Genomic DNA, 23,053 nt, shown 5'->3' with positions numbered 1-23,053 from the left:
CTGTTTATCTTGGCGACAACTCGACAATTTCTTTTCGTGCAGATATAGCTTGAGCCGCTAGTATCTGCCCTTGACTTTCATCCATCAGCCACCAAACGTTCTCATCAATTGTGGCAATAATTTCCAGTTTTTGTGTCGTCAAATCAAATCGCCACAGTTGTGCCTCATGACTTAGGCCGTATAAGCTCTTGTCGTCTGACAAAACGGGGGGGCTCGCGAGCATATTGGAAGGAATATTGATTTGACGTTTTCCCTCACCATCGACCACCCAAAGGCGGCTTTGGGCATCCATGAGCAGTAAACCTTTTTGGTATTGGCGCGCAAACTGGGCATTTGCATATCCAAGCTCAGACACCTTCCCGCTGTTTACATCGACCAAAGAAAGCTCGCGTGAGGTTTTTCCGCTCGCTGACACGATTAACTGGTTTTGTGCTGTCCACTCAAACAGCCGCCTTATTGGCCTATCCAGGCTCAGCGGCATTTCCTTTCCATCCAAATCAAAAATAAGGACCTTGTCCTTGCTCACAATAGCAACACGCATTCCATCCGGTGACCACGTAAGACTGCGTATGGAAGACGGTTGTTTGAAATGGCTGAGCTGGCGACTTTGTCCATTTTCGTAAAGCCACAACTGATCACCTTCACCGCGTTGAGAGACGAACGCAATCGTTTCCCCATCCGGGTGAAATCTCGCATGGGATTCAGTACGCGTCGACCTCGAGATACTTGGAAAGGGCAAGTGAACCTGATTGAACCCTACGAGAGGGGGTTTAACTCGACCACGGCCTCCATGGGAAGTGAACGCCGCCAACTCAATACGGGCAATATCCATATCCACCACGCCACTCGTAGCGACAATTTTACGTTCACTCGGATGATAGCGCGGAGCAGACAAAGCCAAATTATCAGGCGTTTCTATTTTGAACAGTTCACCCTCCAATGACATTTGGTGCAAACCGCTCTGCAAGTTTGTGATTAAAAACTCGCCACTGGGATGAAAGCTCGCACTGTAGGACTGAAAGACCGAATCCGTCGACAACGTTTCAATTTGATTTCGCTCCAGCAACGTCCCTTGAGCATCAAGCCGTTCAATAAAGTGTTTCAGGTGTTGATCCTTGCTGATAACAACCAATTGATTCAGCTTTTTGGAATAGGTGAAATCGTACAGCTTTCCCGCCTTGGGACGGTAGAAATCACTCAACTGCCTTGTTCGGACATCGTACAACATAAGCCTGAATTCGCTGGCATCAGTGTCCTTTAGAGGCATCTCCTTCAGCAGTAGAATATTGCCGTTATTCATCCACTCAACGGTGCTGATAAAGTGGGAATCGCAACCTAGCCGCTCCACCGGATCAATGGGCTGTTGCAATGCTTGCGCAAAATCCACTGTCAACAAACGCCAACAGCTGTCGTTTTGACCGGAAAGCTGAAGACATTTTTCCTGCTTGATCAGGGCGAGCTGATTCCCATCCGCGGACCAACTGTGACTGGCGTATATCCCTGGCGTTCGAGTCAATGGATACTCCTGCTGAGTCTCCAGGTCCTTCGCCCAAAGATGATTTTCACATGCGCCGATGTAACGATGAAAAACCAGATAACGACCGTCCGGCGAATAGTTCGGGAAATATTCCTTCTCATCGCTTGTGGTTAACATACTCACCTGTTGGTACTTCAGTGAACGGTCATTCGATGTCATGAAATAGGCAAGCAGAATTAAGGTAATCACCGCCACTGACAGGATAAAGGGAGAGTGTTCTTTTTGAAGATACAACGGTTTCGTTGACTGCGGCTCGGCAACATTTTTCAAGGAATGCTCATTCCCCCAACTCACCTGAGCTTCAAGGCTGTACCCTTGCTTGGAATGGGTTTTGATGATTTTTTGGGCCCGACTGTCGTCACCCAAGGCCTTACGCAACTGCGCAATACAGCGCTGCAATGTGTTGGGGCTTACTTCCGCCTCTGGCCACACATCATCCATTAATTGATTGTGGCTCACCACGTCACCTTGATGGCGAGCGAGAATGCTCAGCACTGCGATCATTTTCGGCTGAAGCGAAATCTCCTCGCCATGTCGACTCAAGGTGTTTCGTGCGGTATCGGCTTGAGTTTCATTTATCCAAAAACGCTTTTGCATAGGGAATAAACATCAACCATGGTTTCACTGTGTGTCAGGCGGCAAATACTAACCCAAAATAGCACCTCACCGAGTCATTTTGCGCTTCTCTCATAAAAAATCAGCTTTAAATCAGCTCAAACTCAAGTTTTTATCGCCCAGAAGCCTACCCTTCTTGCTCCACCCAGGTGTTCGATTCAGCACCCGGTTTCCCACATTACGCCAAGGTCATTTATATGCCGTTAAGAAGTCAGCATTTCAGGTCTTTTCTATTGTGCTTCATTTTTAGTTTTACATTGCCTGCACTCGCCGCCGACACCACCTTTGAAGTATTGGAGCCTCGCTCCGAAATTCAGCACGTCAGGGTCAACAAGGACGTATCCCTTGATATTTATTTGCCCGAAAGCGCAAACAAACAGCCTTCCGAAACACAAAAGAGTCCCACACAATCAAAACGCTACCCAGTTTTATACGTTATGGACAGCCAGCGTTACTTCTACAGCGCACTTGGTTACCAGAAAACACTGCGTGATGGCGCCAACATCAGCCCCGAATATATCGTGGTCGGCATCAATACCAGCAACGTGGCTATGAGCCGACAGCACTTTCTGCAAACGGATGCAAACCAAACCATTAAATTGATTCGCGATGCAATCATTCCCTATGTAGACACACATTATCCCAGCAATGAAAAAAGGGCGTATTTTGGTTGGCAATTTGCAGCCATGTTCGGTCTCGACCTGTTTAACGCTGCTCCCGAGTTGTTTGAAGCCTACTTTCTGGCCAGCGGGCAACACTACAGTGAGGCACAATTAGCAACACTTGAAGAGAATCTGAAACGTGCCAACACGCTAAATCTTCACGTCTATCTATCACTCGGCAAGATGGAAACACACACTCTGTCAGGGCACACCACCATGGCGACTATGTTCGAGAAATATCAGCCCAAAGGGATACGCTGGAAGTTCAGCCATTTCGACCGCTTTTCGATTCGCTACGACCATCATACAACGCCATTGGAAAGCCTGAGTCATGGGCTGGAATGGTATTTTTCAGACTACCCCGACCTCACGTTTTATTCGCTGGACGATATCGAGCAGTTTGGCGGCGTTTCAGCGGTGAAGGCGTATTACCGCAAACGCGCCAAGCGCTATTCCGTGAGCGCGGACGTTGGTGAGCAGGCGAAGTTCAGTATGTTCCGTCACGCGGCCCAGGAAAATAACTATCGCCTGTTTTCGATCTTTGAGAAGGAACTGGGGCCATTTGAAGCGACCGGCTGGTATGGTTTTTTTGCTCAATTCTTTTTCAACAACCAACAATTTGAGCGTGCTGCGCAATTGTATCAATCGGGTTTGTCGAATCGCCCGGACGATCATCGATATTGGGGCGGACTGGCCCAGACCTACGAATCAATGATACGACATCAAGACGCCTTGAAATATTATCGAGGTGCACTTACACGCACCAAAGCCGGCAGCCCCGACGCCACCACCTACCAACAGGCCATTAGCAGGCTGACAAAGTAATCCGTTTTCCGCTATTCAAATGAGATATTGCGTTGCTGAGAACAGGCATAAAAAAACCGCAAGCCTCATACGACGCTTGCGGTTTTTATGCGACTTGAGCGTTGGTCTTATTCAGGCACAACGTTCAGAGTAATCGCCACGGTAACTTCAGCGTGCAGCTGAATATCAATCTGATATTCGCCAACTTCACGCAGAACACCTTCTGGCAATTTAACTTCAGACTTGGCAACTTCTACGCCAGTCTGGCTGATTGCATCAGCGATGTCGCGAGTACCGATAGAACCGAACAGCTTACCTTCGTCACCAGCATTGGCTTCGATGGTTACAGTCAGTTCATTCAGCTGCTCAGCGCGAGCTTCAGCAGCCGCTTTCTTCTCAGCAGCAGCCGCTTCCAGATCAGCGCGACGTGCTTCAAAGTCAGCAATGTTTTGTTTGGTAGCAGGTACAGCTTTACCTTGTGGTACCAGGTAGTTACGACCGAAACCAGCTTTCACTTCAACGCGATCGCCGATACCGCCCAGCTTACCTACTTTCTCGAGCAGAATAACTTCCATCTCGTTAACCCTCTTTTGTTAGGTGGGCCCGTCTGCAGCCTAGCTGCTTTGTGACAGACGCCCACGAAAATCAATCCACGAATCCAGAACCGCCAGTAGCGTTAATACCAGTGCCACAGGGCTTGCAAATATCAGTGCCAAATACATCAGCACCAACCACTGCACCCCCATTTGTCGCCGTTTAACTACAAAGTGCACGATGGCGATACCTTGTAGCAACAAAGGAAAACCAAACAAACTTGCCCAGATCGCGTAATCGCTACCTTGGCTAAAACAGTACCAAGCGGCCACGAAGCTGATAACAACACTGCTTCGATTAAGCTTTAGCTGACGGAATTCCTCACCAAACCCACCCGGGTTGTATAACAGGGATTGCCACCAGCGCGCCAGAATCAAACTGGCAATACTGCTTAGAGCTAACACATAGGCAATTAAGCCTAAGGCAAATCTCTCTCCCGGCACCGGCAGTTGAGCTTGTGGCTCGCCCTCCGGGGCCTGGGCTTGTATTTCCTTAAACAGATCTCCCAACACTTCCACCAAACCCTCAACCGGGGCTGGAATCACTTGCCCTAACAGCAAGCTGGCGGCGGAACTCAGGGCCACCATTGCCATAATGGCAGCGGCCCAGGAGATGCTGCGGCGCAATATTAGCGCAACGCCAAACACCAGGAGCAAACTCAGCATAGTGACCAGGGACATTAACGGTCCCAAATCGCTTGCAAAGATTGCCAGCAGTGCCGGCAACATCGCCACCAACAGTATTAAACTACCGTCGCTGGCGCCCCGACGCAGAGTAACCAAAGCTACCGTTGCCGGGCTAATCAGTGGGAACCAGCTCCCAATAAGGGCGGCCACTGACGCCTGCAAACGTCCTCGCATTATGAATTCAGCAAGGGCGCGCACAGGGCTTCTTATTCGTGACTGTCGGTGTAAGGCAGCAGAGCCAAGTAGCGAGCGCGCTTGATAGCGGTGGCCAGCTGACGCTGATATTTAGCCTTGGTACCAGTAATACGGCTTGGGACAATTTTGCCTGTCTCAGAGACGTAGGCTTTCAAAGTATCCAAGTCTTTGTAGTCGATCTGCTTAACGCCTTCGGCGCTGAAACGGCAGAACTTACGACGACGGAAAAAACGTGCCATGATCAGTCTCCTTATTCTTCGCTAGCCGCTTCTTCGCTAGCAGCTTCTTCAGCAGCTGGCGCTTCAGCAGGGGCTTCTTGTTGGGCTGGGCGCTCTTCGCGACGCTCGCCACGTGGCTTACGCTCACGTTGCTCTTTATCAGCCTTAGCGATTGGAGATTCCTCGGTGATCGCTTCATCAGAGCGGATAACCAGGTTACGCAGAACCGCATCGTTGTAGCGGAAGTTGGTGGTCAGCTCTTCCAAAGCACCTTCACCACACTCAACGTTCATCAGAACGTAATGAGCTTTGTGGATCTTGTTGATGGAGTAAGCCAACTGGCGACGGCCCCAGTCTTCCAAGCGATGCACTTTACCACCATCGGCTTCGATAGTAGCAGTGTAACGCTCGACCATGCCGGGCACCTGCTCGCTCTGGTCCGGATGAACCAGAAATACAATTTCGTAATGACGCATATGTGCTCCTTACGGGTTAAGCCTCCCGCGGACAAATATCACGGTAAGGCAAGGAGAGGCCATATTTGCTTTGATCCGGAATACCGGACCCCCTGGCCAAAAATAAGGGGCGCGCATTATATGCTTAGGCTGTATAAAGATCAAACATCTTTGTGTGGAGCCCGCTTCAGAGGCTTGTCCTATAAGACCCAAGTGATACCATCTGCCCTCCAACAAGACCTTGAAACCAATAATCAAGACACAATAACCCCGAAAAGGATTCGACCATGCCAATCTCCGGGCGCTCGCTAACGCGCACTATCTGCCTTGCACTGATTGCCGCCATCATTGCCTTCTTCCTGGCCAACCCGAAAGCCTACAGTTATCTGCGCTATGGCCCGACCGTCATCAATGGTCTTGGTGCCAAACTGCTGTGCTCTGGCGTATTTGTCGCAGGTCGGGATGCGAACGACGTGTTCCAGCAAGATGTTCTGACCTCACACCCCCTGGCCCACTACAGCAGCTTTGACGTTAACCAACAGACCGAAGAAGTCGAAGTCAGCAGTTTCGGACTGTTCAGCCAGAAGGCCAAATACAACCCTAATTTTGGCTGTAGCTTGTATCACCACGATGCCCCAACATTCGAGGCACCAGAGATAGCCCATCAAGCGGGCTTCCAATGGGGTGAGCTTGAGTTAAACGGTCGCATTCAGCACCTTCTCGAAAACATTGTTAAAGAAAACGAAGACAAGCCCCATATCGACACCCGTGCTTTGCTGGTCGTTCACCAAGGGAAAATCATTGGTGAGGCCTACGCCCCCGGCTTCCAGCAAAACAGCCCATTCCTGTCCTGGTCCATGGCCAAAAGCGTCACCTCCAGCCTGATCGGCATCTGGTTAGAAGAACAGGGTCAGAACATCGATCAACCTCCAGGTTTTGCCGAATGGCAAAACGATGAGCGACAAAATATCCATTTGCGTCACCTGCTGAATATGGCCAGCGGCCTGGCTTTTGATGAAAGTTACGAGCCCGGCGATAACGCCACTCGCATGCTGTTCTTTGAAGACAACATGGCCCAATACGCACGAACCGCTGCCGCCGAAGTGGAAGCCACCCCAGGAGAAAAATTTGTGTACTCCTCCGGCACCACCAACATTTTGTCAGGCTGGTTATTCGACAAACTGGGAGGCAGTGAAAACTATTATCGCTTCGTCCAGGAAAAACTGTTTCAGCCCAGCGGCATCCAGAGTGCCATCTTCGAGCCCGACGCCAGCGGCAGCTTTGTCGGCAGCTCCTATCTTTATATGACCGCGCGGGAGTGGGCCAAATTTGGTCAGCTCTATTTGCAACGCGGCAGACTGAACGGCCAGCAGATTGTCCCTGAACATTGGGTCGATTTTGTAAAAGCACCGATTGATGCGGCACCTAAGGGAGAATATGGCGGACAGTTTTGGCTCAACGCCGGCGCTAAAGACGACAACAGCCGACGCATGTTTAAAGACCTGCCAACTGACCTGTATCTGGCGTCAGGCCACAATGGTCAGTATGTGGTCATCATCCCATCAAAAGAGCTGGTGATGGTTCGACTGGGCTGGTCCAATGGCGAACGTTTTGACTTGAACGGGCACTTCGCCAATATCCTGGCCGCGCTGGAAAACCAGCAATAAACCAGAGCGACAAAAACACGCAACACAAAAAAGCCGGACTAAAAAGTCCGGCTTTTTTGTGTCAGCGAACCACACATTAAGCGTCTTCGCAGGCCGCTCGGTAGGCATCGGCGTCCAAAGCAGCATCCAGCTCAGATACATCGCTCGGCTTCACCTTGAAGAACCAACCATCATCGTATGGTGAGCTGTTCACAGTTTCGGGCTCATCTTCCAGCGCGTCATTCACCGCGACAACTTCACCGGTAATCGGTGAATAAATATCAGAAGCCGCCTTTACGGACTCAACCACACCCGCTTCCTCACCGGCATTCACCTGGGCACCTACCTCTGGCACTTCAACGTACACCACATCGCCAAGGCTATCTTGCGCATGATCGGAAATACCAACGGTTACCGTGCCGTCAGCCTCTACGCGAGCCCACTCATGGCTCGACAGATACTTAATTTCATTGCGCACTTCACTCATGGATTCATCCTCTGCTATGTCTATCTCTAATTAATTAAAAAACTTGCTTACCGTTACGGACGAAGCTCGGCTTAATTACCTTAACTTCAACTTGCTTGTTTCTCATTTCAACGAAACAAGTGTCCCCAATTTCTTTCGGTACTCGGGCCATGGCAATAGAATAGCCCAAAGTTGGCGAAAATGTCCCACTGGTGATTTCACCCGTTGCATCAACACCGGGCACCACAACTTTTTGGTGGGCGCGCAAAACACCTTTTTGCTCCATCACCAGACCAACCAGCTTCTCTTTTACACCCTCAGCCTTGGCTGCTTCCAGAGCTTTACGACCAATAAAATCGCGCTCCTCAGGTGCCCAGGCGATGGTCCAGGACATGTTCGCCGCCATTGGCAGAATGGTGTCGTCCATATCGCTGCCATACAAATTCATACCGGCTTCCAGACGCAAGGTATCGCGTGCACCCAAACCACAAGGGGCCACACCAACCGCCAACAGGTCTTTCCAGAACTGAACAATCGCGGCCTCCGGCACCATGATTTCCAGGCCATCTTCACCGGTGTAACCGGTGCGAGCCAAGAACCAGCCATCAACTTCCAGGCCTTGGAAAACAGACAGGGAATTCACCACCTCAGCCTTGTTGCCACCCAATACTTCGGCCACCTTGGCAATCGCTTCGGGGCCCTGCACGGCCAGCATGGACAGTTCAGGGCGCTCGCTCAGCTCAACCTCGAAGCCCTTGGCTTGCTCAGCCATCCAGGCGAGATCTTTTTCGCGCGTGGCGCAGTTCACAACCGTACGGTACCAACCGTCCATGTTGTAAACGATCAAATCATCAATAACACCGCCCTGCTCATTCAGCATGCCGGTGTACATGGCCTTACCGGTAACACTGCTGATTTTCTCAACATCATTGGCCAACAGGTAGCGCAGAAAATCCTTAGCGCCGGCACCCTGAACATCAACAATGGTCATATGGGAGACATCAAACATGCCCGCTTCACGGCGAACCTTGTGATGCTCTTCAACTTGGGAGCCGTAGTTGATTGGCATATCCCAGCCACCAAAATCCACCATTTTGCCGCCGGCGGCTTCGTGCTCAGCGAACAATGCAGTCTTATTACCCATTACCCTACCTATTTAGTTGATTCCCAGCCCAGGGGAGACAAAATCAGCGGCACGGCATAGAAAATCGGCCAATCGGCAAGTTTCCCATCGTGCACATTGTGTTTCCAATAATAGAAATCCGGCATTGTACTGGTATTGGCGGCAAAGGCAATCACCACAAAAACGCCCACCACAGCCTCTGCTTCCCGGCGCTAAATCAGGCCTTTTAGCTCTTTTTCACGTACTGGCAGAGAATCACAATCTGCTGGCCGTTAACCCGGCCTTCAATGTGCTCGGCGTTGTCGGCCACCAGGGAAATTCCACGCACGGCAGTTCCTCGCTTGGCGGTGAAGCCAGCGCCTTTGACATTGAGATCCTTAATCAGCACAACATTATCGCCCGCAGCCAATTGAACCCCATTGCTGTCGCGATGGATTACCTGGTCTTCCTCACTCAAGCCTTCACCGGTGGCCTGGGCCCAAACCAAGTCATCGCCTTCGAGATACATCATATCCAACAAATCCTGAGGCCAGCCTTCGGAGCGCAAGCGCGTCAACATTCGCCAGGCCACTACCTGCACGGGCATGTTAGGGTTCCACATGCTGTCGTTCAGGCAACGCCAGTGGTTCGGATCGGTTGCTTCGGGAGTATCCAGTTGAGCGCGGCAAGTCGCACAGGCCAGCAGACTGTCATCCACGGTGGATTGGGATTTAGGGGGAACGGGGTAAACATCCAGATCGCTCGTTGCCGAGCACAGCTCGCACTTATTCTCAGCGCGCTGCTGCAGGGATTGTAAGGTACTCATAAAAGAACTCCAGTAGAATGGCGCGCATTCTACTGGAAGCCCGGCCTTCACGCACGAGCGGGAAGACCAGACGATTCAGCACTTAAAGACAAGCGCTTAGAAGTTATAGTTCAAGGATACCGTGGTGTAACGGTCAGTCTTTTCGGTGCCAGGGCTGACATCGGTATTGTGCTTGGCCAAGTAGGCCACCTTCAACGCCAACTGTTCGGTCATGGCCACTTTCAGCGCGACCTCACCTTCTACATAAGTGTTCTCATCACCCGCTTCGGTCAAGAGATAGCTTTCGAATTTGGTGGTGTCGGTAATTTGCTGCTTAAACGTCACCTTACCCAGAATAATCGCTTCATCTTCTTTTTCCTGGGTGTCGCGGCGTTCACTGCTGCGGAAACCCGCACCGATTTCACCGTCCAGAATGGTTTCTTCGGTTTTGATGAAGTGATACCCCACACCCGCCGCAACCGAAGACTGGTATTCGAAGGCACTGAAACGGTCATCCTGATAACGGTAGTTACCAAACCCGTAAACATCGGCATTAAACTCATAGCGGCTGTTGAAGTTAAAGCTGTACGCTTCTGCGCTGGTTCGATCATCGGTCGATGCGGTATTCGCGGTAAACTCGGCCTTGTGCGTCCAATCATTTTGCACATAGGCAATCAGCAATTTAACGGCCAGCGCTTCGCTTTCCGAGTTGCCAGCCACACTGTTATAGCCGAGATCACCCTCGCCTTTCCACTCACCGGCGACGCTCAAACTGGAAGCCAGCAACGTGGCCACGAAAAGAGTTTTGTTTAGTTTCAACATAATGTCCTGCTTGTATTACCTAATTAAAAAGGATTGAAAATCGAACAAAAACGAACAGTGCTTAAAAGCCCTACAGACAATGGCTGCAAGTAAAGCCTACAAAATACGATTAGTCGAGGGCGCAGAAGATACCTTCTGAGACTGAACTAGAAATGAACCCTTTGACACAGGTTTTAAATTCAGGAATTAGTAACAGACAAAAAAAGTTTTCATGGCACTTAACGCCGCGAACGCCGGATCATCAACACCACTGGCCCCAAACTTAGGAGTACCAGGGTGAGCGCGGGCAAAGCGGCCCGTTCCCATTCGCCTTCGGACGTCATCTCATACACGCGCACAGCGAGGGTGTCCCAACCGAACGGGCGCAGCAGCAATGTGGCCGGCATTTCTTTCATCACATCCACCAAGACCAGCAGCAGCGCCGAAAGAATCCCCGGGGAAAGCATCGGCAGATACACCCGCCAAAGCACTTGCCATTTATTGGCCCCCAAGCTTTGAGCAGCTTCCTGGAAGCTCGGCTTTAAACGCTCAAAGGAAGATTGAATGGGCCCAAGGCCGACGGTAAAAAAGCGCACGCAGTAAGCCAACACCAATGCAAACACACTGCCCACCAGAATCTGTTGAGGCGGCAAGTTCAGAAACGCACGTACAGGGGCAACCAACCAGGCATCCAATTTCGCGAAGGACAGCATAATGCCCACCGCCAGCACCGTCCCCGGTAGCGCATAACCCAGATTGGCCGCACGCATGGAAAACCCCTGGGCGGCAATCTTACCCAACTGGCGTTGACCGAAGGCCACCAAGGTCGCCAGACCCACGGTGAGCAGAGCGGCCATCAAACCCAATAAAAAGGTGTGCGTTATGAGATCCACATATCGCTGATCCAACTCGCCGAGGCGAGTTTCTACCACCCACGCCAGCAATTGGCCAACCGGCACCACAAACGCCAGAACAAAAATCAAGGTGCAATAGCCCGTTGCCAGATAGGCTCGCACGCCTTTTAACTTAAAACGTTCGCGCTCCTGCGCCGGCACCTCAAACAGACGACCACCACCACGGGCTTTCTGTTCTGCAAACAACGCCAGCGCCACAAACAGCAACAATACCGATGCCAACTGTGCGGCCGCAGGGAGATTAAAAAAACCAAACCAGGATTTATAAATGGCTGTGGTAAAGGTGTCGTAATTAAAAACCGCCACAGCCCCGAAATCAGCCAGGGTTTCCATCAGAGCCAGAGCCACACCGGCAGCAATAGCCGGACGAGCCATCGGCAAGGCCACATGCCAGAACGCCTGCAAAGGAGTCCGCCCCAGCATACGGGCGGCATCCACCAAACCTCGGCCCTGACTCATAAAGGCGCTGCGACTCAGCATATACACATAGGGGTACAGCACCGCACTCAACACCAGACTCACTCCGCCGGCGCTGCGAATCGACGGTACACGAAAGTCACTGCCGAACCATTCTCGCAAAGTTGTTTGCACGGGCCCGCTAAAATCAAATAAGCCCAGAGCAACAAAAGCCACCACATAAGTCGGGATTGCCAAGGGCAACATTAACCCCCAATCCAACCAACGACGGCCTGGGAATTCACACACTGAAATGAGCCAAGCCAGGCTCACACCTAAAAAGATGGAAACGGCACCGACCCCTAAACACAATTTAAGCGTATTGCTCAATAAAGTGCCCAACTGGGTTTGAATCAGGTGCGCCCAAATATCGCTTTGATCACTGCTCCAACTGAGCACAATGACCAATATGGGCATCAGCACAATACCCGCCGCAAACCAGGCCGGTAAGCGCCAGAAATGACGTCGCCATTGCGCGCGTTTGACGCTCACAAGAACAGACTCTTTTTGGGAAGGTGGCTGTTGAATGGGATCATTAGATGATTGATCTGGGGAGGACTGGGGCACGGCAATTTCACTCATGCCCCATTCTAGCGGGTTTCAAGCGGCGACAATAGCCGCAGCTTGTGTTTGCCCGCAAGAAAAACAGAACGGCTTAACGGTAACCGGCGCGGTCCATTAACTTCACCGCGTCCGCCTGCAGCTTACCGGCCGCTTCCACATTCACCAGATCAGCTTTGAACTCGCCCCACGCCTGAACAGTTTCGGAAGGCTTAACCAAGGCGTTCACCGGGTATTCGTGGTTCAACTCCGCAAATTGCCCCTGAGCTTTATCGCTGGCCAACCACTCCAACAGCTTCTGTGCTTCTTCAGGTTGTTTCGCATGCTTGGTAATACCCGCACCGGAAATGTTCACGTGCACACCGCGATCGTCCTGATTCGGCCAGAACAGCGCCAGCGCCACGTCTGGGTTTTTCTTCTTTAAGCGGCCGAAGTAATACGTGTTCACAATAGTGGCATCACACTGGCCCGCGGCTACCGCTTCCATGGCCTTAGTATCGTTAGAGAATGGTTCAGTCGCCAGATTAGCCACCCAACCTTTCACAATCTCTTCTGTTTTTTCTTCACCCAGAGTTCGAATCATGGTGGCAACTAAAGACTGGTTGTATACCTTTTTGGAAGTACGCAGACACAAACGACCCTTCCAGTCGTCACCCGCCAACGCTTCATAGGTGCTCAGGTCTTCTGGGTTTACACGCTCGGTCGAATACACAATAGTGCGAGCTCGAATGGACAGACCAAACCAATCGTTGTTCTCGGCCTGCAAATGAGCAGGCACCGACGCTTCCAGAGAAGCGGAATCCAAAGCGGCAAACAAACCCTTGTTGCTGGCCTGCCACAGATTGCCAGCATCTACTGTCATGAACATATCTGCAGGTGTCGATTCACCCTCCGCAGACAAACGCTCCATTAATGGGCCGGCCTTGTCAGTCACGTAGCGAACATCAACGCCGGTCTCAGCGCGGTACTTATCGAACAAAGGCTTGATCAAATGCTCCTTGCGGGAAGAATACACCGTCACAACGGGCGCTTCGGCAGCCGCAACAGGCGCAGCCTCTGCCGTTTTTACCACAGCTTGCTCGCCTTCATTCTTCTGGCTACAGCCAGCAACCGCAACGGCCATCAACGCCAGGGATGGAGCCCATTTTGCCTTCATATCGAATGCCTTCATGCCAACCTCATATATCGGGGATATTAGAAAGATGCAAATGATAGAGATTACTATTCAGCAATGCAATGAGGACAATCAAGTGACGAGACAGGTACACTAGCAAACACGATAAACAACTGATTAGACTGATGATTTTATGTCCAAATTAATGGACCCCAAACTCTTCGCCAAATTAGTACTCGCCTGGTACGACGAACACGGCCGTAAAGAGCTTCCCTGGCAACAGAACATTAACCCTTACCGGGTATGGCTTTCCGAGATCATGCTGCAACAAACCCAAGTTGCCACCGTGATTCCTTATTTCGAGACCTTTACCCAGAAATTCCCCGATGTACAAAGCCTGGCCAAGGCCGATATCAACGAAGTGCTGCATTTATGGACCGGGCTCGGCTACTACGCCCGAGCCCGCAATCTCTATAAATGTGCCCAAACGGTTTGCGAACAACATCAAGGGGAATTCCCCAACACCGTCGAAGCCTTAGAACAACTGCCTGGCATTGGCCGCTCCACTGCCGGCGCCATTGCTTCCATTGCCTTTGGCAAGCCAGCGGCGATTTTAGACGGCAATGTAAAACGCGTACTGGCCCGGCTGCACGCTGTGGAGGGCTGGCCCGGCAACAACAAAGTGCAACAAGCACTGTGGGAAATTGCCGAGCACTACACCCCGAATACGCGCAACCCCGAATACACCCAGGTGATGATGGATTTAGGCGCAACCGTCTGCAAACGCACAAAGCCCTTGTGCAATGCCTGCCCACTGGAAGACAGCTGCCAAGCTCGCGGCCAAGGCAACCCCCAGGACTACCCCGGCAAAAAACCCAAAAAAGAAAAACCCGTGCGCAGCTGCCAAATGCTCATACTGCAAAACCCGGCGGGAGATATACTCTTACAGCAACGTCCCAGCCAAGGCATATGGGGCGGCCTCTGGTGCCTGCCCGAATTAGAGAGCGGTGCCGACATCAGCCAGCATTGCCTTGAACAGCAGCTCAGCAAAGACGAACCTGCCACAGAACGCTGGGACAGCTACCGTCACACCTTCAGCCACTACCACTTGGATATCACCCCAGTGCTGGTACAGGTTAACCCCGGCAACACGGTGGCTGAACGCAAACAGCAATGGGTGAACCCGGCCGAACCCGGCGAGCTGGGTCTGGCCGCACCGGTGGTCAAACTGCTGCAAACCGTGGCCGAGCTGCAACAGAAGCTTTTATAAGCCGCCACCAATATGGGCAAACGCCAACAAGGGAGGTAAAATCCCCCTCCCTTAAATAGAAGGATATCGCCATGAGCCGTATGGTTTTCTGCCGCAAACACAAAAAAGAACTGGAAGGCCTAGACCAGCCACCCTATCCCGGCCCCAAAGGTCAGGACCTGTACGAAAACGTTTCCAAGCAAGCGTGGCAGGAGTGGATGCAACACCAAACCATGTTGATCAATGAAAAGCGCCTGAACATGATGGACATGACCGCCCGCAGCTATCTCATGGAGCAAATGGACAAGTTCTTCAGCGGCGAAGAAGTGGACGATATCGAAGGCTACGTGCCCCCTTCCGAATAAGCCCCAAAAGCACAAAAATTAGGCAAAAAAGCCAACAAAAAGAAAGGCTTGAATAAACCCTTGACTCCAAGCCAATGAACAGGTTTAATACGCGCCTCTTTACGGGAGCAACCCGTAATAGTTGCCCGGATAGCTCAGTCGGTAGAGCAGGGGATTGAAAATCCCCGTGTCGGTGGTTCGATTCCGCCTCCGGGCACCATATACAATTGCTGTGTAATCAGCACCTTAAAAAGCCAGGCATTTGTCCTGGCTTTTTTGTGCCTCGACAAAATCCCCACTTTATTTAAAAATATGTCCCACAAACGTCCTACCATCAAAAACATGTAAAGGATCTACAAATTGAAACACCAGGAAATGGACCTTCTCGATAGGCATGTCGTAGCCGAAAAAATTGCCAATGCACTAACCACCAAATTAGACATATTCCCTCTTTTAATCGATGGACACTGGGGTTCAGGGAAAAGTTTTTTTGCACAACTTCTAAAAGAGGAACTAGAGAACAAGCACTCCACAAAAGTCCTATCGATCTATATTGACTGCTTTGAGCACGATCATTTAAACACAGCTAGGTTAACAATCCTGTCCAAAACAATAGAACTATTGTCTCATGGAAAACCAGAATACAAGAAGAAAATTCTCAATAAAATATCTAACGTCGCTAAAACATTAGTACAGGTATCAGCAAGTGCTGCGTTGAAAACTGTGCTCAAAATAAATGCTGAAGAATTTGGCAAACACCTAGAAGAGGACTTGGAGGAAGAAGGAGATAAATATATCAAAGATATATTATCCCAACAGGAAAGAGTCGAAGAGGAATCCGCTTCTCTAAAAAAAATCCTATCCGAACTAGCTCAAGCAGAAGCAAAAAAAATAATTATAATACTCGACGAACTAGACAGATGCAGGCCCGATTATGCCCTTTCGGTCTTAGAATCTATAAAACACATCTTCGACATCCCTGAAATGGAATTTGTACTAATAGGAAGTTTAGAGCAACTCAAAGCGATCATCAAAAAAAATTATGGCGACATAAATAGCGATATTTATCTCGAAAAATTTATCAAACACTCAACTTCACTCCCCACCCATTCTGGCGAAGAGCATTCGACCTTTAGATATATAGCCAAGATAATAGAAAGGGAAACCAACGAAATTGCAAGGGATCTAGAAACAACCCCACTTAATGAAGAAAAAATCCAAATTCTCGCCGATCTAATATCACTTCATGGAATATCACTTAGGACAGCCGAGCGACTAGTTAAAAATATTAATGTGCTAATAAGCATGAATAGAAAGAACTATTTCAAAACCAACATTAATACTGAAATAATTTTATGCACTCTATTTATTTTTACAATCAACAAAAACATGGCCAAACCAGAGACAAAAGATAGTATTGCAAGCTCAGTTATAAATGAAATAGGAAAATGCATCCACCACAGGGAAAATAAAAGACCCAAACACTTAGACCAACTGAACAAAGCCTACGACCTCTTAAACACTTGCGTTTCAACTCCTGGAGGTCTCAAATCAGCACTTGCCGCTATAGAAGATAAGACAGTAAAATACAGTTTAGACCAAGAAAAAATAAAATTGTACCGTGATTTTTTCGAAGAAGAATTGGCCATAGACCCAACCAACTTAGTACTCGAGACTTTCAACACCATGTCTCTTTTCAACCAAAAATAATTAAGCAATCAACAATCAGGCCTTCGACAGAGGGCCAAACCGCCATTCATAATGAAAGGGCTTGCAAACGTATGACGAAGCACGTAGGCCACTTCCCCTTTAGGAAAATCTATCTTGGCACGACTTACAGCAGCACTACAAGCCGAAAGACAGTTAAAAACACCCTATCCTGACGGTATTTTTACGCCCCCTCAGAGACTTAAATAACTTTTCATCGATAGGAATATGCCTAACCTTTCCATTCTTAGTTTCAGAAATATAACCCTACCCGCTATAAATTTATCGAAAGTTAGTTTCTCAGCTTCTGACTAAGGGCCCACTCAAGAGCCTGCCGAACTCAACTAGCAAGTGGCACTACAACTGCCCCCCAACTTATGAAAATCTCATCCTGCGAATGGTACTAATGCAGAGGAAAGGTCACATCGAACACAAGAAGTTAGTGTTTGCAAAAAAATAGTGGCGACATGGCTAAACAATTATACGAATTTCGAGGGGCTGTACGAAGAAACTGAAAATCAGATAGGCTACTAAAACATATTCAGAGAATAGATATTTTGAGAAACCATACTACGGAACTACAAAATACATAAAATCCAAACACGATGTGAAAATTAAACCAATACTGACGTTTAATGGAATAGCATTATTAGGATATACCGACACTCCCAAACCTCACGACCTTAGTGTAGTCGATTAGTTACAACGAAATTAAGGATATTTGCCAACAATCAAATCATTATCCGTTTGGAGAATAACTTCCCTCCATAAGGTAGCTCGAAAGTACCCATGACTGCTGGATTTCTAGAGAACTTGTGGCGACTTATATAGCTTATAATATCTTTATGCGTATAAAACTGTTCCCACGATTCATTGCTCCATTGAAAACTGCCAATGGGGGCAATTGGCAGGATCGCTGGAACAAGCGGAATTGGACCACCTTGCGCGCCCTTCAAGAAGGTAACACAATGGCCCTGCTTATCACGAAAAAACCCCACAATCTAGAACACCCAGATACTCTCCTTGGCAAGTAAACACATTACCGTTATTGATAAATTCCACACATTGATTTTGTATATCTAAAATGGTATTTCCATTTAACCAACCACGACCCCACTGTTGTCAAATATTGCTTCCATTTAAGTCTTACTTCTTAAACACATAAAGCTTTTATCATAGACCATGTAAATAATGACAAAAGTCAGAATAAGTCATAGCCCTAAAACCAGAATCCACTTTAGCTATCCTCTTCCTAAACTTCTTATCTTCTGTCACAAGAATATCTGCGAAATGAAGTGCCGTGTGAGAAATAATCGCATCCTTAGATTTGTTAGAATTCCCTTTATGTTGATAATACTCAACACCATCACTCACAACACAATCGTCCGGAACAGCGAGGCTAGCGATTGCCACGCCATCGGGGACATGAGTGACATCAAAATCATTCGGAACACAACCAAAGGGGCCAGCTTCCAATTCATCCCTTACCACCCTCGGGGCGAGCACTTCGATTTTTCCTGAATCTACTAGACCAACCAGGGTATTCAAGATGACAGTATCTGCATAAATTTTATCGTAGACATTTGTATCTAATATGACTTTACCCACTTGAACTGCCCCTAGTTAAGACTAATGATTTAGTCGGCTTGTCAAAATTCCAAAGAGAAACTCATTCCGTCAAACTATGGATATCTGACGCGAGCGTAGCAAAAACTGCTCTAAAGTTTTCCCTATTACCCATCATCTTCTCCAAAATTACACCGCTTTGCTCCAACTGTTCATCCGCCAAAGCAAAAACCGGAACATTGTGCTTTTGAGATTGAGCAATCAAGGAGTTAAAGTCAGCAACATTTGCCAGATTGAAAGGTTCATCCCCTGAAACACAACTCCTGAATACTTCTAGTTCAACAGACATTCCTAAAGGATGGAGAGCTGGTATTAGATCTTCACTAACCGTGTGTTTAATCACATCGATCCACCTTTGAAATGACTTGGCAGGAGCCCCCCCTCTTGGTCGATACCTTTGAGATATAAAACCAAGAAACTTCGGAGGCCTTTGAGGAAACTTATAATCAATCCCTTCACCTCTAAAGCGATCAACCTCATCATTCCACTTCGGAACGACACTAGCTAAAGATTTTATAGCTTGAGCACAGAAAAAATCTGGTGATGTCGGCACAATAAAATAGTCGCTCGACATCAACAAACATTGATTTAAAGCCCCAACACTGGGACTCATATCTATAATAATATATTCAAAATCATGCTTCTCAGCAGTTGCTCTCAAAAGCTCATTTATACTACCGGGAATATTTCTTATAGCAGGAATAGCTTGACTAGTTGTTAGAGCGACGCTTATCTGAGTTTCAAATTCGGAAAGCTTTAAATTACCACAATACAGAAATAGATTTTCATTGTCAGTTTGGCTGGGAGTTCCCGAGGAGATTCCAGATAGGCTACCAGCCATGATTGGATCCAACCCTGAGGCAATATCGCAACCTGGATTTTCCGAATAAAAGTCTTCAATATCATCCACCGAATTATAATCTAAAACCAGAGCGGTCAAGTTACATTGCGGATCAGCATCAACTACAAGTGTTTTATGCCCCTGTTCAGCCAACATCCAACCCAAATTAAATGCAGTGGTAGTTTTACTAACACCACCTTTGTGATTAAAAAGAGAAATTATTTTCATAAAACTTCCTTGTTAAGAATTTTTACAGTCAAAATACGAACTCAAATCAGTTCGTATTACAAACTTTTAAACATCAAGAACAACGCAAATTTAAATCCCAAAAACGTTTATAATCTTTTTTGAAAAATAACTTAAATCATAGAATCAATACTTAAGCGTAATGCGAAATGAGGAACGAAACAAGCTCTTATGAAGATCACGCAGGAAGTTACCTCTACCAGTAATCCAAACAGAGCCGATTTCGTATGTACGGACAAGAAATGCTGTCATTTAGTGGCCACCACTTGACCTTTTACCTCAAATTAAAACCATAACCCGAATGAGATTTCCAATTAACTTAACGGGATATAGACCTCACTATGAAAAAGCGCTACGCCGAAGAACAGATTATCAAGGCCATCAAAAAGCATGAAGCTGGAGCCAAGATTGAGAACAACAAACTAAAGAAATTGCTGGCCGGAAAACTATTAGAAAACGAAGCAATGAAGGATTTTCTCTCAAAAAAGTGGTGAAGCCCGCCAGTCTTCAGCAGGCTTCCAGGCACATGATCACGGTCCACCACGTTAGTGAGCGGGCAGTACGCAAGCTAACGGGTATCAGTCTCACAGCATATCGATACTAAGTTAAACCCGCTAAAGGCGCTCTCAATATCAATATTAGAAGAACTAAAAAGAACACTTCACGAACATTAGCTATGTACATACGTGCAATTTCGTGTACAAGTTGTTACCTAACCTACTGTTCCAATTAGACCATGCAGTTCCCGGCACTAGACACGATTTTTGAAAACCAGGATTTTCCCCTTAAACAAAAATCATCACGTGCCATTCAGGCTTTAACTACAAAGCCAATGACAAACCTCAAATTCACAACGATAAAGTAAAGCGGATTACAAATGAGTTCGTGATGTCCACAAAAAAGGCTGCGACCAGAGGCAAAACGATAAAGGCCAATGGCGCTGGCCCGTGCGATTTAGTCACAGCGGTCATGTTTGCAATGGCTGTAGGCGTTGCGCCTAATGCAAAACCGCCAAACCCGGAACTTAAGACTGCGGCTTGATAATCACGCCCCATCAACGGGAACAACACGAACAATATAAACAGAACGGCAGATAGCGTCTGCATTAACAAAATCACCAGCAATGGCCCAGCCAAACCGGCAATGGTCCATAACTGCATGCTCATAAGTGACATAGCCAAAAATAACCCAAGAGAAAAATCAGACACAACGGCTAGGGCTTTTGTTCTCGCGGGCCAGCGTACTTTTGGAAGCAAGGTGGGAATGGTATTGGATAATACGATGCCAGCTAAGAGGCACGTGACGAATAATGGTAATTTCAAACCCAGTTCGGTCGCAGCTTGATTAACGAACCACCCCACAATAATAGTGACGTGGAGCGTCAAAAACACGGCCATCAAATTCAGATGATCAATGGTGCTGGATTCCTCTTTTTCAAAAGGAACCCCGATTATGGGCGTGTCCTGTGAATCGCCTTTAAGGTGATAACGGTTTATCAAAATATGCGCAATGGGGCCGCCTATCAGGCTCGCCAAAACAAGCCCGATGGTCGCACACGCCACGCCAATCTCTAGAGCGTTTTTCACGCCCATGGCTACAACTTCAGGTGCCCAAGCAATGGTTGTACCATGCCCCCCTATCAACGAGGCGGAGCCCGCTAAAACACCAATTGGTGTTGGCGCCCCAACCAACTTGGCGCCCAGAATACCCACGGTGTTCTGAACGACGATATAACCAAGTGTTAACACCAACATAATCAAAAGCGGCTTACCGCCAGAAATTAAATCAGAGAGCTTGGCGTTCAAACCGATTCCCGTGAAGAAATAGACCAGCAAAATATCCCGGGTATCCAACCGATAGATGATTTCTGTATCAGTCAGCCCAAATGCCACCAATGCTAAAAGGGCCGCGATCAGCCCCCCGGTTACCGGCTCAGGAATATTGTATTTGCGGAGAAAACCCACTCGCCTGTTGATATGAACGCCAGCAAAAAACACCAGGATACTGATGGTAAAGGTTAGAAAGTCATCCACCACAAACTGATTCATTTACCCATCTCATTGTTTTGAGTCGCTTGAGTTATGTTGTTTCCTGAACCAAACACCGTATGTAAGCCGAAGACAACTCGCTTATTATTTTAATTAGACCTTGTGACCACAGATATGAGACAGGGCTTTAGGAATGCTGCCCTGCCGGCTACGATAAAATTTAGATTCGAACCAAAGAAACATCACAGGGCGCATTGTTTGCAACGCCTGTGGCTGTAGACCCAATCAGGGAACGGATGCCGGTCTTCGAGTGGGTTCCGAGAATAATCAGATCGGCATGCTTTTTCTCGGCCACATCACAGATAACCTCATAGGGCTTGCCGACTCGTTGTACGCTGTTCTTTTTTGATATATCAAACTCAGCCAAAACTTTGTTGAATTTGGGCTCTGCTTTCTCTTTCAGCTCTTTTTGATAATCTTTTGGAAGCAGTGAATAAGGCAAGACATTTACAACGACTAACTTGCTGTCAAACTTGCTCGCTACCTCTTGTGCCTTTGAAAGCACGGCCTTGCCTTCCTGACCAATTTCAATCGCGCAGATAATCGTTTTATACATCTTATCACCTTCACTGTTTTGTCCATTGTACAGAATATATACACCATAAAACCTAGCCATTCCTTGAGTCAAGTCAATGCTGTAAAGGATTAGGAGATGCAGCCGGGTTAAAGGCCTGCCGGGAAGGCGTTTTTGCAACGCTGATGTTTTAAGGAAATCGGCCCTTCCCATCCAAATTGAATGCCTACAGACAAACCTACTTCAGCTTCTTACGGATGCGGCTCAGCGCTATGGGCGTGATGCCGATATAAGATGCCACGACTTTCAAGGGCACCAGCTCACTCAACCCTGGATGCTCGTCTACAAACTCCAGATAGCGTTGCTCGGCACTTTTTTGAAGTAGGTAATATTCTCGTGCTTCTTTGTTTGCAAACATCTGCTCCATCAGGCGACTATAAGCCTCCAGAAAACCGGGCTGACCCTTCATGGTGTTAAAGAAAGGCTGCCACTCAAATTGCCAACAAAGCACATCGTCCAATACTTCGATGGAAAACAAGGCTTCGGTCCCCAAAATCATGGCCCTGGTCGACCCTGCGATACCGGGCGCACTGGAAAACGATTGGGTAAACTCCTTGCCCTCTTCCGACACACTGAAATAACGCACCAGGCCTGTGGTCAGAAAATAGATGTTGGGTGCCCCGAGGCCCTGCTCAATCAAGCACTCACCTTTTTTGAAATGCTTGAGTTCACCGTTGAGACCAAATATTGCAAAATCAGCCTCTTCAACCGTCTGTTTTGAACCTGAAAAATAGCGAACAAATTCACTCATTTGCCGAGGGATATGCACGGTTTGCTGCTCCTTTCT

General features: G+C 48.3%; 22 protein-coding genes, 1 tRNA gene and 2 pseudogenes. 7 read left to right on the top strand and 18 right to left on the bottom strand.

The window, feature by feature from the left end:
* Positions 1 to 4 precede the first annotated feature (4 nt).
* Positions 5 to 2,134: a winged helix-turn-helix domain-containing protein gene (locus ABWW03_RS18200; protein WP_353410773.1), complete on the bottom strand. Its 2,130-nt coding sequence runs from the start codon at positions 2,132 to 2,134 to the stop codon at positions 5 to 7.
* A gap of 275 nt (positions 2,135 to 2,409) precedes the next feature.
* Between ABWW03_RS18200 and ABWW03_RS18195 the strand changes: the two genes are divergently transcribed.
* A complete protein-coding gene (locus tag ABWW03_RS18195) occupies positions 2,410 to 3,639 on the top strand; it encodes an alpha/beta hydrolase (protein WP_353410771.1) in 1,230 nt (409 codons plus the stop codon).
* A 107-nt stretch (positions 3,640 to 3,746) separates the two neighbouring features.
* Here the strand turns inward: ABWW03_RS18195 and rplI are convergent, their stop codons facing one another.
* From rplI to rpsF, 4 genes are read right to left on the bottom strand one after another with little or no spacing between them, the layout of a single operon-like run.
* Positions 3,747 to 4,193 (bottom strand): 50S ribosomal protein L9, encoded by a 447-nt coding sequence (rplI, locus tag ABWW03_RS18190; protein WP_353410768.1) that lies wholly within the window; start codon positions 4,191 to 4,193, stop codon positions 3,747 to 3,749.
* A gap of 39 nt (positions 4,194 to 4,232) precedes the next feature.
* Positions 4,233 to 5,096 (bottom strand): hypothetical protein, encoded by an 864-nt coding sequence (locus ABWW03_RS18185; RefSeq protein ID WP_353410766.1) that lies wholly within the window; start codon positions 5,094 to 5,096, stop codon positions 4,233 to 4,235.
* A gap of 8 nt (positions 5,097 to 5,104) precedes the next feature.
* Positions 5,105 to 5,332: a 30S ribosomal protein S18 gene (gene rpsR, locus ABWW03_RS18180; protein WP_166843595.1), complete on the bottom strand. Its 228-nt coding sequence runs from the start codon at positions 5,330 to 5,332 to the stop codon at positions 5,105 to 5,107.
* A gap of 11 nt (positions 5,333 to 5,343) precedes the next feature.
* Positions 5,344 to 5,787, bottom strand: coding sequence for a 30S ribosomal protein S6 (gene rpsF, locus ABWW03_RS18175; protein WP_353410764.1), 444 nt, complete (start codon positions 5,785 to 5,787; stop codon positions 5,344 to 5,346).
* Positions 5,788 to 6,053: 266 nt separating this feature from the next.
* Here rpsF and ABWW03_RS18170 point away from each other — a divergent pair, with 266 nt between their 5' ends.
* A complete protein-coding gene (locus tag ABWW03_RS18170; RefSeq protein ID WP_353410762.1) occupies positions 6,054 to 7,433 on the top strand; it encodes a serine hydrolase domain-containing protein in 1,380 nt (459 codons plus the stop codon).
* A 76-nt stretch (positions 7,434 to 7,509) separates the two neighbouring features.
* On the opposite strand, the gene gcvH is transcribed toward ABWW03_RS18170, so the two are convergent.
* From gcvH to ABWW03_RS18135, 7 genes are all read right to left on the bottom strand, one after another.
* Positions 7,510 to 7,899 (bottom strand): glycine cleavage system protein GcvH, encoded by a 390-nt coding sequence (gene gcvH / locus ABWW03_RS18165; protein ID WP_353410760.1) that lies wholly within the window; start codon positions 7,897 to 7,899, stop codon positions 7,510 to 7,512.
* A gap of 34 nt (positions 7,900 to 7,933) precedes the next feature.
* Entirely contained in the window at positions 7,934 to 9,022 is a 1,089-nt protein-coding gene (gene gcvT / locus ABWW03_RS18160) for a glycine cleavage system aminomethyltransferase GcvT (protein WP_353410758.1), read from the bottom strand.
* Positions 9,023 to 9,030: 8 nt separating this feature from the next.
* A complete protein-coding gene (locus ABWW03_RS18155; protein ID WP_353410756.1) occupies positions 9,031 to 9,195 on the bottom strand; it encodes a hypothetical protein in 165 nt (54 codons plus the stop codon).
* A gap of 32 nt (positions 9,196 to 9,227) precedes the next feature.
* Positions 9,228 to 9,806 carry a PhnA domain-containing protein gene (locus ABWW03_RS18150; RefSeq protein ID WP_353410754.1) on the bottom strand — a complete coding sequence of 193 codons (579 nt, stop codon included), beginning with the start codon at positions 9,804 to 9,806 and terminating at the stop codon, positions 9,228 to 9,230.
* A gap of 96 nt (positions 9,807 to 9,902) precedes the next feature.
* Positions 9,903 to 10,607: a DUF481 domain-containing protein gene (locus tag ABWW03_RS18145; RefSeq protein ID WP_353410752.1), complete on the bottom strand. Its 705-nt coding sequence runs from the start codon at positions 10,605 to 10,607 to the stop codon at positions 9,903 to 9,905.
* Between the two features lie 218 nt (positions 10,608 to 10,825).
* Positions 10,826 to 12,538 (bottom strand): ABC transporter permease, encoded by a 1,713-nt coding sequence (locus ABWW03_RS18140; RefSeq protein ID WP_353410750.1) that lies wholly within the window; start codon positions 12,536 to 12,538, stop codon positions 10,826 to 10,828.
* 73 nt (positions 12,539 to 12,611) lie between these two features.
* Entirely contained in the window at positions 12,612 to 13,688 is a 1,077-nt protein-coding gene (locus tag ABWW03_RS18135; RefSeq protein ID WP_353410747.1) for an extracellular solute-binding protein, read from the bottom strand.
* 136 nt (positions 13,689 to 13,824) lie between these two features.
* Here ABWW03_RS18135 and mutY point away from each other — a divergent pair, with 136 nt between their 5' ends.
* The 4 genes from mutY to ABWW03_RS18115 all read left to right on the top strand — a co-directional run bounded on the left by mutY (position 13,825) and on the right by ABWW03_RS18115 (position 16,934).
* Positions 13,825 to 14,901, top strand: a complete 1,077-nt coding sequence (mutY, locus tag ABWW03_RS18130; protein ID WP_353410745.1) for an A/G-specific adenine glycosylase — start codon at positions 13,825 to 13,827, stop codon at positions 14,899 to 14,901.
* Between the two features lie 71 nt (positions 14,902 to 14,972).
* On the top strand, positions 14,973 to 15,245 hold the full coding sequence (locus ABWW03_RS18125) for an oxidative damage protection protein (RefSeq protein WP_353410743.1): 273 nt from the start codon (positions 14,973 to 14,975) through the stop codon (positions 15,243 to 15,245).
* Between the two features lie 123 nt (positions 15,246 to 15,368).
* Positions 15,369 to 15,444, top strand: a tRNA-Phe gene (locus ABWW03_RS18120).
* A gap of 140 nt (positions 15,445 to 15,584) precedes the next feature.
* Positions 15,585 to 16,934, top strand: a complete 1,350-nt coding sequence (locus tag ABWW03_RS18115; protein ID WP_353410741.1) for a KAP family P-loop NTPase fold protein — start codon at positions 15,585 to 15,587, stop codon at positions 16,932 to 16,934.
* Positions 16,935 to 17,912: 978 nt separating this feature from the next.
* Here the strand turns inward: ABWW03_RS18115 and ABWW03_RS19975 are convergent.
* The 3 genes and pseudogenes from ABWW03_RS19975 to ABWW03_RS18105 all read right to left on the bottom strand — a co-directional run.
* A pseudogene (locus tag ABWW03_RS19975) lies at positions 17,913 to 18,026 on the bottom strand (hypothetical protein); the annotation flags it as partial.
* Between the two features lie 78 nt (positions 18,027 to 18,104).
* Positions 18,105 to 18,539 (bottom strand): PIN domain-containing protein, encoded by a 435-nt coding sequence (locus ABWW03_RS18110; RefSeq protein WP_353410739.1) that lies wholly within the window; start codon positions 18,537 to 18,539, stop codon positions 18,105 to 18,107.
* Between the two features lie 61 nt (positions 18,540 to 18,600).
* Complete coding sequence (locus tag ABWW03_RS18105; RefSeq protein WP_353410737.1) at positions 18,601 to 19,626, bottom strand: ParA family protein; 1,026 nt, start codon at positions 19,624 to 19,626, stop codon at positions 18,601 to 18,603.
* Positions 19,627 to 19,985: 359 nt separating this feature from the next.
* Here ABWW03_RS18105 and ABWW03_RS18100 point away from each other — a divergent pair.
* Positions 19,986 to 20,245: pseudogene (locus tag ABWW03_RS18100) on the top strand (IS3 family transposase); the annotation flags it as partial.
* A gap of 247 nt (positions 20,246 to 20,492) precedes the next feature.
* Here the strand turns inward: ABWW03_RS18100 and gltS are convergent.
* The 3 genes from gltS to ABWW03_RS18085 all read right to left on the bottom strand — a co-directional run bounded on the left by gltS (position 20,493) and on the right by ABWW03_RS18085 (position 23,035).
* Entirely contained in the window at positions 20,493 to 21,692 is a 1,200-nt protein-coding gene (gltS, locus tag ABWW03_RS18095; protein WP_353410735.1) for a sodium/glutamate symporter, read from the bottom strand.
* Positions 21,693 to 21,852: 160 nt separating this feature from the next.
* Positions 21,853 to 22,419, bottom strand: coding sequence for a universal stress protein (locus ABWW03_RS18090; protein ID WP_353410733.1), 567 nt, complete (start codon positions 22,417 to 22,419; stop codon positions 21,853 to 21,855).
* Positions 22,420 to 22,444: 25 nt separating this feature from the next.
* Positions 22,445 to 23,035, bottom strand: a complete 591-nt coding sequence (locus ABWW03_RS18085; protein WP_353410731.1) for a Crp/Fnr family transcriptional regulator — start codon at positions 23,033 to 23,035, stop codon at positions 22,445 to 22,447.
* Between the last annotated feature and the right edge of the window lie 18 nt (positions 23,036 to 23,053).

The organism is Pseudoteredinibacter isoporae, assembly GCF_040372805.1.
Classification (GTDB): Bacteria; Pseudomonadota; Gammaproteobacteria; order Pseudomonadales; family Cellvibrionaceae; genus Pseudoteredinibacter; species Pseudoteredinibacter isoporae_A.
This window is presented reverse-complemented; position numbering and strand designations above follow the sequence as displayed.

What these genes read in the sequence shown, in the direction of transcription:
- ABWW03_RS18200 (WP_353410773.1), bottom strand. Translation starts at nt 2,134, where the DNA reads ATGCAAAAGCGTTTTTGGATAAATGAAACTCAAGCCGATACCGCACGA.
- rplI (WP_353410768.1), bottom strand. Translation starts at nt 4,193, where the DNA reads ATGGAAGTTATTCTGCTCGAGAAAGTAGGTAAGCTGGGCGGTATCGGC.
- rpsR (WP_166843595.1), bottom strand. Translation starts at nt 5,332, where the DNA reads ATGGCACGTTTTTTCCGTCGTCGTAAGTTCTGCCGTTTCAGCGCCGAA.
- rpsF (WP_353410764.1), bottom strand. Translation starts at nt 5,787, where the DNA reads ATGCGTCATTACGAAATTGTATTTCTGGTTCATCCGGACCAGAGCGAG.
- ABWW03_RS18170 (WP_353410762.1), top strand. Translation starts at nt 6,054, where the DNA reads ATGCCAATCTCCGGGCGCTCGCTAACGCGCACTATCTGCCTTGCACTG.
- gcvH (WP_353410760.1), bottom strand. Translation starts at nt 7,899, where the DNA reads ATGAGTGAAGTGCGCAATGAAATTAAGTATCTGTCGAGCCATGAGTGG.
- gcvT (WP_353410758.1), bottom strand. Translation starts at nt 9,022, where the DNA reads ATGGGTAATAAGACTGCATTGTTCGCTGAGCACGAAGCCGCCGGCGGC.
- ABWW03_RS18150 (WP_353410754.1), bottom strand. Translation starts at nt 9,806, where the DNA reads ATGAGTACCTTACAATCCCTGCAGCAGCGCGCTGAGAATAAGTGCGAG.
- ABWW03_RS18145 (WP_353410752.1), bottom strand. Translation starts at nt 10,607, where the DNA reads ATGTTGAAACTAAACAAAACTCTTTTCGTGGCCACGTTGCTGGCTTCC.
- ABWW03_RS18140 (WP_353410750.1), bottom strand. Translation starts at nt 12,538, where the DNA reads ATGAGTGAAATTGCCGTGCCCCAGTCCTCCCCAGATCAATCATCTAAT.
- ABWW03_RS18135 (WP_353410747.1), bottom strand. Translation starts at nt 13,688, where the DNA reads ATGAAGGCATTCGATATGAAGGCAAAATGGGCTCCATCCCTGGCGTTG.
- mutY (WP_353410745.1), top strand. Translation starts at nt 13,825, where the DNA reads ATGTCCAAATTAATGGACCCCAAACTCTTCGCCAAATTAGTACTCGCC.
- ABWW03_RS18125 (WP_353410743.1), top strand. Translation starts at nt 14,973, where the DNA reads ATGAGCCGTATGGTTTTCTGCCGCAAACACAAAAAAGAACTGGAAGGC.
- ABWW03_RS18105 (WP_353410737.1), bottom strand. Translation starts at nt 19,626, where the DNA reads ATGAAAATAATTTCTCTTTTTAATCACAAAGGTGGTGTTAGTAAAACT.
- gltS (WP_353410735.1), bottom strand. Translation starts at nt 21,692, where the DNA reads ATGAATCAGTTTGTGGTGGATGACTTTCTAACCTTTACCATCAGTATC.
- ABWW03_RS18090 (WP_353410733.1), bottom strand. Translation starts at nt 22,419, where the DNA reads ATGGGAAGGGCCGATTTCCTTAAAACATCAGCGTTGCAAAAACGCCTT.